Origin of the sequence: Sphingomonas sp. CFBP9019 (assembly GCF_034045155.1) — a bacterium.
In the GTDB taxonomy this organism is placed as follows: Bacteria; Pseudomonadota; Alphaproteobacteria; order Sphingomonadales; family Sphingomonadaceae; genus Sphingomonas; species Sphingomonas aerolata.
This window is the reverse complement of record NZ_JAXCWK010000002.1, coordinates 22,770-35,543: the sequence shown is the minus strand read 5'-3', so window position 1 is coordinate 35,543 and position 12,774 is coordinate 22,770. Positions and strand designations below refer to the sequence as shown.

General features: G+C 61.4%; 11 protein-coding genes. 3 read left to right on the top strand and 8 right to left on the bottom strand.

The window, feature by feature from the left end; translation table 11 throughout:
• Positions 1 to 108: 108 nt before the first annotated feature.
• The 8 genes from SOM18_RS04280 to SOM18_RS04245 all read right to left on the bottom strand — a co-directional run bounded on the left by SOM18_RS04280 (position 109) and on the right by SOM18_RS04245 (position 7,639).
• The gene (locus SOM18_RS04280) at positions 109 to 1,494 is read right to left on the bottom strand and encodes a carbohydrate porin (RefSeq protein ID WP_320481352.1); all 1,386 of its coding nucleotides are present in this window, start codon (positions 1,492 to 1,494) and stop codon (positions 109 to 111) included.
• Between the two features lie 17 nt (positions 1,495 to 1,511).
• A complete protein-coding gene (locus tag SOM18_RS04275) occupies positions 1,512 to 2,585 on the bottom strand; it encodes a phosphotransferase (RefSeq protein ID WP_320481351.1) in 1,074 nt (357 codons plus the stop codon).
• Between the two features lie 115 nt (positions 2,586 to 2,700).
• Positions 2,701 to 3,474 (bottom strand): SDR family NAD(P)-dependent oxidoreductase, encoded by a 774-nt coding sequence (locus SOM18_RS04270; protein WP_320481350.1) that lies wholly within the window; start codon positions 3,472 to 3,474, stop codon positions 2,701 to 2,703.
• Positions 3,471 to 4,967, bottom strand: a complete 1,497-nt coding sequence (locus SOM18_RS04265) for a class I adenylate-forming enzyme family protein (RefSeq protein ID WP_320481349.1) — start codon at positions 4,965 to 4,967, stop codon at positions 3,471 to 3,473. The genes SOM18_RS04270 and SOM18_RS04265 overlap by 4 nt, the downstream gene beginning before the upstream one ends.
• Positions 4,960 to 5,754: an SDR family NAD(P)-dependent oxidoreductase gene (locus SOM18_RS04260; RefSeq protein WP_320481348.1), complete on the bottom strand. Its 795-nt coding sequence runs from the start codon at positions 5,752 to 5,754 to the stop codon at positions 4,960 to 4,962. Before SOM18_RS04260 ends, SOM18_RS04265 begins: the two co-directional genes overlap by 8 nt.
• A complete protein-coding gene (locus SOM18_RS04255) occupies positions 5,747 to 6,091 on the bottom strand; it encodes an EthD family reductase (RefSeq protein WP_056485474.1) in 345 nt (114 codons plus the stop codon). The genes SOM18_RS04260 and SOM18_RS04255 overlap by 8 nt, the downstream gene beginning before the upstream one ends.
• Before the next feature lie 16 nt (positions 6,092 to 6,107).
• Positions 6,108 to 6,905, bottom strand: coding sequence for an enoyl-CoA hydratase/isomerase family protein (locus tag SOM18_RS04250; protein WP_056485440.1), 798 nt, complete (start codon positions 6,903 to 6,905; stop codon positions 6,108 to 6,110).
• Positions 6,906 to 6,946: 41 nt separating this feature from the next.
• A complete protein-coding gene (locus SOM18_RS04245; RefSeq protein WP_320481347.1) occupies positions 6,947 to 7,639 on the bottom strand; it encodes a carboxymuconolactone decarboxylase family protein in 693 nt (230 codons plus the stop codon).
• A gap of 336 nt (positions 7,640 to 7,975) precedes the next feature.
• On the opposite strand from SOM18_RS04245, the gene SOM18_RS04240 reads away from it, so the two are divergent.
• The 3 genes from SOM18_RS04240 to SOM18_RS04230 all read left to right on the top strand — a co-directional run bounded on the left by SOM18_RS04240 (position 7,976) and on the right by SOM18_RS04230 (position 12,773).
• Positions 7,976 to 9,214 carry an acyl-CoA dehydrogenase family protein gene (locus tag SOM18_RS04240; RefSeq protein ID WP_082453020.1) on the top strand — a complete coding sequence of 413 codons (1,239 nt, stop codon included), beginning with the start codon at positions 7,976 to 7,978 and terminating at the stop codon, positions 9,212 to 9,214.
• Entirely contained in the window at positions 9,211 to 10,287 is a 1,077-nt protein-coding gene (locus SOM18_RS04235) for a phosphotransferase family protein (protein ID WP_320481346.1), read from the top strand. The genes SOM18_RS04240 and SOM18_RS04235 overlap by 4 nt, the downstream gene beginning before the upstream one ends.
• Positions 10,288 to 10,403: 116 nt before the next feature.
• On the top strand, positions 10,404 to 12,773 hold the full coding sequence (locus tag SOM18_RS04230) for a TonB-dependent receptor (protein ID WP_320481345.1): 2,370 nt from the start codon (positions 10,404 to 10,406) through the stop codon (positions 12,771 to 12,773).
• Position 12,774: the final 1 nt, after the last annotated feature.

The window sequence follows — 12,774 nt, the reverse complement described above, 5'->3', positions numbered from 1 at the left end:
ACTGCCAAAGTTTGATCGTTAGCATCCTAGTACGATGGCAATACACAAAGCTTTGACGATATCATTTCAGCCTAGCCAGGCCGGTCGCAAAGTATATAAGGTCAGTAACTAGAACAGCGTGATCAGGCTTAGGTAGCCGTTCAGTGCTGGCCCGAACCTTGGGCTGAAGATCGGATGCACCGTTACTCCTAAGCCCGGCTGGATATAGATCCCCGCCGCAGCGCGATAGGCGTAGCTGGCCGTGGCAGCCCAGGTACCTTTGTAGAATGATTGGTTTATCGGGACACGAGCGCGCAGTCCCTCCGGACTATACACGTTATACGTTGTTACCAACGACGCCAGATCGAACGGACGGCTTTTGATGAGACCGACGCCATAGACACGGCCTTCGTAATATTGCGTGAAGAAGTTCTGTTCCGGTGGCGCATAGTTGAATGTCGCTCCGGCATAAATTCCGCGAAAGGGTTTCGCCGGATCGGTCTGCGTCAGCTGTCGATCGGCAGCGACGAAAACGGCCCAATTATCTTTTTGCGCACCATCCGAGAAACGATTGTAGCGCGTCGAATTGTGGATGCCGCCGAACCGTACCCAGGCAGATTTCGTGCCGGGCGCCGATGCCCGATTGAAACCGATTTCGTCGATCAATAAGACGCCAGTACCTGGCGGAGAGAAACGAAAACCCCCCGGGTTTACGGCGTTTTCCGCTGTCGCGCCCCCTGGTGGCAAGCTGCGCTGAATACCGAATTTGTTGTAGAAGCCGGTCTTGGATCGTACCCGGACGTTGATACCGGGCGCGGCAAACCCGCCATAACTCAAACCGAGTTGGAACGGGATCGTCGCCTGCGGTCCAAGGTTTCCGGTTGCCAGATTGCCACCGACGTTGATCCCGAGGAACTCCTGCGTGTTGTCGATGTAGCCCGCTTTGAAGTCCAACACCCCGGCGATCACATCCTGATAATAGTGGAGACGACCGATCCGGATTTTCTTCGGACCGTTCACTGCTGGAAAGCTGTTGTCGACGATGCTCAATGTCGTCGCGATCTGTCCACCCTTGAGCCCAATACGGCCGAGGTCATAGGTCGCGGTGAGGCTGGCCGTGGTATTGGTCCGAGTTATCCGCTGACCGTTATAAAGCTGTGGTCCACGATAGCCGCGATCGTTCTGCAAAAAGTCATACTGGAAATTAGCCGTATTTATCGGCGAAATGCCGATGCCGATATCGGCGAGCGCATCACGAACGCCCAGATGATCGGCGAGGATCGTATCGGCGACCTTGGGATACGAAATCGCCCAGCCCTTCAGACTGAGATCGTCGAACCGCTTGAAGCGATCGGGCGCGGGCAACGCGCTGTCGTCTGGCAGAGCGCTCGTCGTGGCAGGCTGTGTCGTCCGTTCGGGGGGAACAGGTCGCGCAGGCACCTGAGCAAAGGCCGCGGCCGGGGCTGACAACGCCAATAGCGCGGCAACGCAGCGGAATGCGGTAGGATCGGACATACGCAACTCTCCAAATATCAGCGACGCGTCGCGCGCTCCGCCTGCGCCCAGGCCAGCGCCATCAATTCGGGCAGCACCGCGACGCGCTGGCGTGCCTCGGCGGACGCCGCCGTACCGTTCAGCACACGGCCCTTTATTCCGTGGAAAATCGCGGCGAGGCGAAAGAAGTTGAACGCGATATAGAAGTCGTATCCGGGCATCGAAGCCAAGCCACGCCGGGCACAATAGGCTTTTAGATAAGCCTCTTCCGACGGGATCCGCAGCAAAGCCGGATCCACACCGCCGAGTCCAGCTACAATATGTGCCGGCATCCGGTACATCATGGCATGATAGGCGAAGTCCGCTCCCGGATGCCCGAGTGTCGACAATTCCCAGTCGAGCACCGCCAAAATCCGAGGTTCGCTGGGATGAAAGATCAGATTGTCGCAGCGGAAGTCGCCGTGCACGATGGACGATGCATCGTCGTCAACGGGAATGTTCGCAGGCAGCCATTCGACGAGTCGGTCCATATACGGATCCCGCCCCGCAGCATCGTCGGACAGATACTGGCTCGACCACCGCGCGATCTGACGTTCGAAGTAATTGCCGGGCCGGCCATAGTCCGCGAGCCCGATCGCGCCTGGATCGATCCCGTGAAGCTGCGCCATCGTCGCATTCATCGCATCGAAATACGCAGCCCGCTCCTCGGCAGGTACGTCAGGAAAAGTTGCGTCCCAGACGACGCGCCCTTCGACCATGTCCATGACGTAGAACATCGTGCCGATCACCGTGTCGTCCACCGACAATCCGTGCACGTGCGCCACCGGAAAGCCGGCACGCTCGAGGGCGATCAGCACCCTGGCTTCGCGGTCGACGGCGTGAGCGCCCTTCAGCAACGGCCCGGGCGGCTTGCGACGCAGGACGTAACGTCGTTTCGGCGTAGCCAGATGGTAAGTCGGATTGGATTGCCCACCGCGAAACTGCGTGACGATCAGCGGCCCCTGATAGTCCGCCACATGCTCGCGCATCCACCTGTCCAACGCGCCTTCGTCGAGCTCGAAACCTGGGCGTACCGGCGTGGTCCCCAGATTGGCATCGGTGACTCGCGTCATGACGTGCTCGACCCGCAACTTGCGGCGCCGCGGTAGCCGTTCACCGGGAAGGCCAGCGCCAGTCCAGCGGCGAAACGCGCGGTATCGCGCCGACCAACCCTGGTATGCCAAACCCTCAAAGCGTCTGCCCGTCGTCGATCGTCATCACCGAACCGGTCAGGTTCCGGCTCGAATCGGACGAGAAATACAGGATCATCGCGTCAATCGCGTCGCTGTCCATAACGCGCTTTCGCGGAAAGGACGCGAGCAGCCCCTGCCCCGCCGGCTGATCCCAAAGCGTTTCGTTCATTTCGGTGGAAATATAGCCGGGGCAAAGCACGTTGACGTTGATGCCCTTGCGTGCCCAATCCTTCGCCAGCGATCGCCCCATCTGGGCGACGGCAGCCTTTGTCGCGCTGTACGGGGCAATGCCCGCCCCCGGTTGATGCGCAGTGATTGACGATATTATCGTGATGCGACCATGTTCGCGGTCCTGCGATCCGGCTGCCACCATGCGCCGCGCACCTTCGCGTGCCGTCAGGAACACGCCCCGCAGATTGACCGCGACGATCCGGTCGAAGGCGTCGGCCTCCAGCCCGAGAGAACTGCCTGCTACGTTCAGTCCAGCGTTAGCAATGACCGTATCGACCGGGCCGAAGCGTGCTGCGGCTTCGTCATAGGCCGTGATGATCGAGGCCTCGTCGGTGACATCCATCGCCAGCGGCAGCGCTTCGCCGCCATTGTCCGCTATCTCCTGCGCAAGCGTGTCGAGCAGTTCGGCACGCCGCGCACCGATCACCACTTTCGCACCGCTCGCCGCCAATATGGTCGCAAACCGACGCCCCAGTCCCGATGAGGCCCCGGTGACCAGCGCGACCCGCCCGGTCAGGTCGAACGAAAATCCAATCATGCCGACACCAGTGCCGCAACCGCACGCGCGGCCATGGCCTTCTTATCGAGCTTTCCGGTCGCGCCGATCGCCATCTCATCGACCAGGACCAGATGTTCCGGCCATTTCTTACGCGACATTCCTTCGCGTTGGAGATGCGCGATCATCTCGTCGAAACTGATCGGCGACGCCCCATCGCGTATCCGACAGACTGCGCAAGCCTGCTCGCCAAGCTTGCGTTCGGGAACGCCGACCACTGCCACCTCGGCGAGCGCCGGGTGGCGCAGCAGTGCGGCTTCGATCTCGGCGGGGTCGATGTTCAGACCGCCGCGAATGATCTGGTCCTTGATCCGACCCACCACCCGGACATAGCCCTCATCGTCGCGCACGATCTCGTCGCCGGTCAGGTAATAGCCGTCGGGCGTCATCCGCTCCTGTCCGGCTCCCAGATCCTCGGCATAGCCCAGGAACAGCGACGGTCCGCGCACGCCCGCCTGTCCACGCTCACCGCGTGGCAGCGAGCGACCGTGCAGATCGAAGGCTTCCTCGAGCGTTCCCGGGAAGGGTCGCCCATCGGTCGATTGACGCCGCACGAGCGTGTCTGCCGGCACTGTCGAACAATGTCCCATGCATTCCGACATGCCGAACATACGCAGTGCTTTCAGGCCCAGCAGAGTATCGGCATCGGCGATCAATTCAGGCGTCATCGCACTACCGCCAACGGCCACCGCGCGTAGCGGCAATCGCCCCGACCACGCGCCCGTCTTCGCCGCTTCCACCATCGTATACAGATGCGTCGGCACCATGATCGCCCAGCCGCAGCCATGAACGGTCGCACGTCGCATCGCTGTCACGGGATCCCATGGATCGATCAGCACGAGGTGGTGGCCAAGCGACAGGGCGAAATGCGCGGTGAACGTGAAGCCCGGCGCGCTGTCGAGCGGTACGATCCCCAGGATCGAGTCTCCTGGCTTCAGGCCGGCATTGGCAGCGCAGGCACGTGTCGCGTAGTTCAACGCCGTCGACCCGTGCATCACGCCCTTGGGCACGCCTGTCGTACCGGACGTGAACCCGATCAGCGCGGCGTCGCGGTTGCGAAAATCATTGGAGCGGACTGTCGAAGGAGCGGGATCGATGCGGATCGCGTCGTCGGTATCCACGACGATATGCGCGGCGTGGCCAAGCCGGCTCTCTAGCATCGTGCGGTCGGCTTCGGACAATTTTGGCGAATAGGGGCAGAAGATCGCCTCGCACGCCGATACGGCGAGCGCCACGACCAAGGTGCTCGCGCGCTTGTGCCCGGCGACCAGCACGCGCGATCCTGCGCCGACACCCGCTGCACACAGACGGACCTGCAGGGCTTCCGCCTCGGCACGAAGCTCACCCCGGGTCCATCGTCGATCATGGCACTCGACCAGAGCCGTCGCGGCTGGATCTTCGTCGGCCCTCGCCACGAACTGCGGCCACAGCCGGTCGTCCGACCAGACAAGTCCATCCGCGCTCAGGTCAGCCAAGGGATTGCCCTCCGTCCACGAGGAAAGTCTGGCCGGTAATGAAACTGCCGGCCTGGGAGGCAAGCAGGGCCAGCGTACCTGAGACTTCGTCGGGGCGTCCGAAGCGCCCCATCAGGATGCGTGCCCGGGTCTTGTCCTGAATCGCGGGATCAAGCGTCTCTGTCATTCCGGTCTCGATCGATCCGGGCGCGATCGCATTCACGCGTATGCCGTGTTCAGCCCATTGCGCAGCCAGATCACTCGTCAGGTGGACGATAGCCGCCTTGCTCGTGGTGTACGGCACGACCTGGCCATCCGCTGGGCGGTAGGAGATGAAGGCGCCGACCGAGGCGATGTTGACGATCGCACCACCGCCATGCGCGATCATGTGCGGTGCCGCATGCCGACAAGCGAGGAACGTGCCGGTGACGTTCACCTCCATGACCTTGCGCCAGCCCTTGAGCGGAATGTCCTGTGGGAGCCCCCACCACGAGGCACCGGCATTGTTGACGAGGATATCGAGACCGCCAAGTCGAGCGATCGTCTCGGTCACGGCGGCCTCGACGGAGTCCTCATCCGAGATATCGCAGGACAGTCCGATCGCCTGCGTGCCAAAGCGCTCGGTGATCGTGTTGGCTAACGCAACACATTCGTCGCCGTTGCGGGAGGCGAGTGCTACGGCGCAGCCCAGATCCGCCAAGGTCGCGGCCATCGCCTCTGCCAGTGCGCCGCGTCCGCCCGTGATGAGCGCACGCTGGCCGTCCAGTCGAAAGCCTTGAGCCAAAAAGCCAGGAGAGAGTTCACTCATCTCCATACTCCTTCGACTGAACCTGCGCTTCCAGCAGATCGACCTCCTCTGTGATCAGGATGATCCGCCGACCGCCCATCCCCCGGGTCTGGGCAGTCGCCGCCTTCCATTCGGGCGAGGCGAAGGCGACGTCGAGCGCCGCCTGATCAGCGAAGGTCAGCACGGCGTGCCCGTCCCATCCCGGCGTTTCGGGACTGTCATAGTCCTTCGTCACGACGCCGTGGCGATACGCGACGAGACCAGGCAGTACCCGGGCGGCACCGGCATGGGGCCCGCGCCACCACTCGGTGAAACGCGCCTGCGTCCAGTCGTCGGGACGGCTTGCGAGCACGACCATGCTGACCTTCGTCACCTTAGTTGCCCGTCCAGACCGGCTTGCGCTTCTCTAGGAACGCGGCGACGCCTTCCTTCGCATCGGCGGAATGGTGGACGACGTTGCAGGTCATCGTCTCAAGCGTGATGAGCGTGTTCGTGTCCGCGTCCATGCCGCGGTTCAGCGCCATCTTGGTCATCCACATGCAGAACGGGCTCTTGTCGATCAGCGGTGCGCAGAAGTCGGCGATCAGAGCATCGAACTTGTCGGCGGGTGCAGACGCGTTGCACAGGTTCCACTCGACCGTCTCGTCGCCGGTCAGCAGTTTGCCGGTCAGCATCAGTTCCTTGGACTTGCGCATGCCGATGTAGCGCGGCAGGCGATAAATCGGTCCGGCACCGCCGAACAGCGCGCGGCGGATATGGAAATCGCCGATCTTCGCTTCCGATGCAGCCAGTGCGAAATCGCACGAGATCATCAATTCGAAGCCACCCGCGACGGCATAGCCTTCGACTGCAGCGATGGTCGGCTTCGACATGTTGTAGATCTTGTCGTAGGTCCGCGCCGAATCGATCGCGAGCTGCAGCGAGACCGTGCTCTCGTGCAGCACCGGACCAACCAGCTGGTCCAGATCGGCACCAGAGCAGAACGTGTTGCCGCGTCCGCGAAACACCACGGCCAATGCCTTCTTGTCGGCAGCAGCGCGATCGACCGCGACCTCGAGTTCGCGCAGCAGCTGGGGGCTGACGCAGTTCCGCTTGTGAGGCCGGTTCAGCCAAATCGTGCAGATACCATTATCCGCCAGTTCATACTGGATGACGTCTTTTTCGAGTTCCATGTCGCTCTCCGTTTTTAGTGATGAGAATACTTGTAGAAAGTTCAGTCCGCTGCCGGTTCCAGCAGCGCGCCAACGGCCATCCAGGCGGCAACCCCTGCTGCGGGGATCGCGCAGAGCACCGCTTCGGCGATTTCCTCGTCGCTGGCGCCCGCCCGGCGGGCACCGCGAACATGCGTTGCCGCCATCGGGCTATACCCGGCCGCGAGGATCGCCAGCAGCAGCAGTTCGCCATACTTGGGCGACAGCGGGTTCGCGTGGATGCTGCCGCGACGCATGAGATAATATGCGTCCGCGGCCCGCGGCACGAGCCGCAGCAACTGGGCCAGCGGCGGCGGAATCGTCCCGAAATACGCCTCGAAATTGGCGACTGCTTCGCCAGGTGCGGCGTCGGGTAACGGTTGTGGTTTCGGTAACTCGCCCAACGCCATCGTCCTGGTCACTAGTTCGGCGAATTCCAGCGCCGCACCTTCACCGCGCAGGCTGCTCAAGACGATGATTCCGGCAGTCGCCTCCGTCACGGTGAGACCCAGACCCACGCCACGGACGAGTTCGCGGCGAGCAAGATCGGGATAGCGCCGATCGATCGCAGTGACCGCGACGAACAACGCCTTCAACCGCGCCGGAACGGCTCCGTCCCGATCGATGACGTCGCGAAAGGCCGCATACCCAGCCAGCGTGTAAGGGGCGTGAGACCGCAGCAATACCGCGTCTTCCAGCCCGTTCGACGAACTCATCAACACTATCCTCTCTCGCCGCCAATTGTGTCGACCGTCCGGTCGGGCGTCAATCTTTTTTCTTGGTTGGCGGTCCGGTGGTCGCGATTACCATCCTGCCTAACCGATACTCCAACGTCAGTATCTAAGCACCGTCCGACCGGACGGTCGCCTGTCTAATTGGTCAATGGATTTCACTAATCGATATCTGCCGAACCCGGCGATTTTGCGCGTCCATGTTCCGCCCCAGGCGCCACAAGACCGGTTGACAGCCGACCGGTCGGTCGAATAGCTTTATCAGTACACGACCGACCGGTCGATTGAGTGATGATTTAGTTGTTAGGCAGGGGTAGCCGCATGAATTTCGAGCATTCGGATCGATCGCAGGCCTGGATGGGCCGTGTCCGCGCATTCATGGACGAGCATATCATTCCTGCCGTTCCTGTTTATCACGAGCAAGCCGCGAAAATCGATCGCTGGAACGATATTCCGCCAATATTCGAAGAGCTTAAAGCCAAAGCCCGCGACGAGGGATTGTGGAATTTCTTTATGCCCCCTTCGGAGCATGACGACGAATTCTTCACCAGTCCCGGGCTGACGAACCTCGATTATGCCCCGATCGCGGAGCTGATGGGTCGCGTGTCATTCGCGAGCGAAGTCTTCAATTGCATGGCGCCCGACACCGGCAATTTCGAGGTGCTTCACCGGTATGGTACGCCTGCACAAAAGGCACGTTTCATGGTGCCGCTGCGTGACGGGATCACGCGGTCTGCGTTCCTGATGACCGAACCCGCCGTCGCCTCGTCCGACGCGCGCAACATACAGACCGCGATCCGCCGCGATGGCGATGAGTATGTCATCAACGGCCGTAAATGGTGGTCGTCCGGTGCGGGCCATCCCAAGTGCGACTTCTTCATTCTCATGGGCAAGACCGACCCCGACGCGGCGGCCTATAAACAGCAATCGATGATCCTGGTGCCGCGCGACACGCCGGGCGTGACCTTGCTGCGCCACCTGCCCGTATTCGGTTACGATCACGCGCCGCACGGCCATTTCGAGGTATTGCTCGAGGACGTTCGCGTGCCCGTCGACAACATGCTGCTCGGCGAGGGACGCGGCTTCGAGATCGCGCAGGGCCGCCTCGGGCCCGGCCGAATCCATCATACCATGCGCAACATTGCGACGATGGAGGTGGCGCTCGAAAAGATGTGCCGGCGACTCCTGACCCGCCATACGTTCGGCAAGGCTATCGCCGAACATTCGGTGTGGGAAGAGCGGATCGCGCGCGCGCGTTGCGAGATCGAGATGACGCGCCTCCTATGCCTGAAGGCGGCCGACATGATGGACACCGTGGGCAACAAGGCCGCCCGCGCGGAAATCGCGATGATCAAGATCGCCGCGCCCCGCATGGCGCAGCAAATCGTCGACGATGCCATTCAGGCGCATGGCGGTGGAGGCGTCAGTGACGATTTCGGATTGGCCGAGTTGTGGGCGAACACCCGCATCGTCCGTCTGACCGACGGCCCCGACGAAGTGCACGAACGTCAGCTCGCACGCATGGAATTCGACAAGTACCGTGGGGAGTTGGCGGCATGAGTGCTCCCGCTGCAACGATCGGCCAGACCGAAGCAGTCGTGCCTGGTACCCAGTTCGACGAGGCGACGCTGGAGCGTTACCTCGTTGGGGCAGTACCTGGGTTTTCTGGTCCCATGGCCGTCGATCAGTTTCAGGGCGGCCAGTCCAATCCGACATTCCTGCTGACGACTCCGGATGCCAAATATGTATTGCGCCGGAAGCCGGCTGGCGTCCTGCTCGCGTCGGCGCATGCGGTGGATCGCGAATATCGCATTACGCGCGCGCTGTTCGAAGCGGGGCTGCCCGTTCCCGAACCGCTGGTGCTGTGCGAGGACCTCGATGTCATCGGCACAATGTTCTACGTCATGCGACATGTACCCGGCCGCGGCTTCTGGGACCCCCGCATGCCGCAATTGTCCCCGGCCGAGCGCGCGGCGGTGTATGATTCCGCAAACGACACGCTCGCCCGACTTCATCGCGTTGATTATGCGGCGCTCGGTCTTGCCGACTATGGTCGCCCGGGAAATTATTTCGTCCGTCAAATCTCACGCTGGACGCGCCAATACGAGGCGTCACGGACGATCGATATACCGGAAATGGACTGGCTGGCCGAGTGGCTGCCAGGGGCCATTCCGCCAAGCGACGAACGCACGACGATCATCCACGGCGACTATTCGTTCCACAATTTGCTGATCCACCCGACCGAACCCCGCGTCGCGGCGGTGATCGACTGGGAACTGTCGACGTTGGGGGATCCGCTCGGGGACCTGACCTATCACATGATGGAGTGGTTTCGCCCCGAGGGGGTTGATGTCCGCGGAACGTTGCGCGGCGCCGACCTGACGGCCCTCGGTATCCCGACGCCCGAGGCTTATGCCCGGACGTATTGCGAACGCACAGGGTTCGACGTCGACCCCACGCATCCCTTCTACACCGCGTTCAACCTGTTCCGGGTTGCGGCCATCTTGCAGGGCATCGCCGGGCGCGCGCGAGACGGTGTGCAGACCGCCGCCAATGCAGGCGAAATCATCCAGCGGATCCGTCCCCTCGCCTTGGCCGCATGGCACTCAGCGCGCGAGGCCGGCGCAGGCTGACCTTCCTTTCGCGGCCCGAAACCTACCGTCGGGTCACAGCGACCATCTGACTACGGAGCGAAACAAGCGACCATCAGATCCGACAACAGATCGGACGATATAAAGGAGAGGATTATATGACGCGATCGATGATTCCGTTGGCGCTAGGTGTTTCGACGCTGGCCCTGCTTACTCCGATGACGGCTTATTCCCAAGCCGCCGGCACCACGACGCCCGGGGAACAGGAACCCGTTATTCCGACTACGCCAGCCCCCCCGGCCGGCAGCGTGACGGACGCGGTACCGACGCCGCAGGCAACAGCGGCAACTGGCATCGCCGGCGACATCATCGTCACCGCGACGCGGCGGTCCGAACGTCTCCAGAATGTACCGATCGCCGTCAGCGCGCTGGGGGAAGAGCAAATTCAGGCTCGCAAGGTCGACAATTTCGCCGAGATCGTGAAGATCGCACCTGGCCCCACCTTCGTACCGGTCAAAGGTACATCGGTCGTTACGGTACAAATCCGAGGTCAGGGTACCATCAACGATTCACCCGGTTTGGAAAGTCCGGTCGGGGTGTATATCGACGACATATTCTACGGGACGCTCGCGTCGTTCGACGCCAATCTCTATGACGTCTCCCAGGTGTCGATACTTCGCGGACCGCAAGGAACGACCTTCGGTCGCAATGCCGTGGGCGGCGCACTCGTCGTCACCAACAACATGGCCGAGATTGGCGTCAGCAGCGGCCGCGCGACGTTGACTGGAGTGACCTATAAAGGCGGACGCGGCGGGTTGGAGGCTGACGGATTCATCAACGTACCGATATCGGAAACTCTCGCCGGACGTTTCGCTTACAGCGTGAAGTCGGTTGGCGGATATCAGCACAATTTGATCACCGACAACTACCTCGCGAATAACAAGGTATCTTCCTATCGGGCGTCTGTTCGCTGGCGGCCCAACGAGAAATGGAACATCGTCGCGAGCGGCTCCTACCTACGCCGCGTTGGGTCCGGCGATGGCCCTACCATAGTCGGCGACGGCGCCCTGGCGGCATCGGTACAAGAACGAACGAACGGCAATCTTCACAAAGTGCTTCTCGATGACGATGGGTTCACGCGGCGTACGATCGGCACCGCGTTGCTCAATGCGAGTTACGAGACCGCCATCGGACAGATCAGTTCGATCACGGGATACCGATACCTGAAGTCGAGGCTTGCCGAAGACGCCGATGGAGGCCCGAACCCCGTCAACTTTCCTTCACTCAACACGAACGACGAGTGGCAGGTAAGTCAGGAATTCCGGTTCACATCAGACCTTGGCGGCCCCTTCGATTTCGTCGCGGGCGCATATTTCGGCTATGAGGACTTGAACCACAAGATCACGTTCGGTTTCGACGGTCGCGATCCGAACCTCTTCTTCTCGGTCCTCAATGCGGGTCGATATACGCCAGGTCAGACGTTCGAGGGACAGATCGAGAATCGCAGCTTCGGACCGTATGCCGAGGGAAAATACAAGTTCACGGGCAAATTGTCGCTGACCGCCGGCCTTCGTTACAGCTACGAGCGCAAAACGGGCTACACGCAGCATATCGGATCGTCTCCGTTCCAGGGCGGTCCTTACTTCCAGCAACTGCCGGCCAATGACGATGCGGTCGACAGCTGGAAAGGTTGGACCCCGCGCGTCATCGCGGAGTATCACCCATTCCGTGGCAGCCTGTTTTACGCATCGGCGTCGCGGGGCTTTCAGGGTGGCGGCTGGTCGTTCAACGTCCGAACGCCGCTGGCTGCTGCTACTCCGCTGCGCGCCCAAACGACGTGGAGCTATGAGGTCGGCACAAAGACCGATCTCTTCAATCGTGCGCTCACCATCAATATCGCTGCCTTCCACGCCGACACGGCCAATCTCCAAGTGCGGTCACAGGTGGACGGCGTGTTTCAAGACTCGAATGCAGGGAAGCTTCGGTCTCGCGGCGTCGAGGTCGAGGCAGTGGTACGTCCGACGTCCAACCTGTCGATTGGCGCCAATTATGCTTACACCGACGCTTTTTATGCAAGTTTCGCCGGATGCACTGCAGCAGGTTTGAATTGTACCGGGAACCAGGCTCCATTCACGCCGAAGCATGATTTCACTGCCCTTCTCGATTATACTGCCGATCTTGCGAGCGGCGCTTCGGTGATCTTTCACTTTGATACGAAGTTCGCCAGCCCGTTTCAGGTTACCTCAACCGGACTTGGCCAGCCCGCAGTACGACTGACCGAGCGCAAGAATGTTGCCAATACTTCTTTGACTTTCAAACCGGCCGCCGCCGACTGGGATATCCGTGTCTGGGCGCGCAATCTGTTTGACAAGCAATATGCCACCAACGGTCTCCAGTATAACTTCTATCATGTGTCGCGCGCCGAAGTTGCCGCTGCAGGTGGCTTGGGCAACCTTGACGTTGAACGGATCACCGTCGGCGCACCGCGAACGATCGGTGCGACCCTGACGATACGATATGGGAAATGAT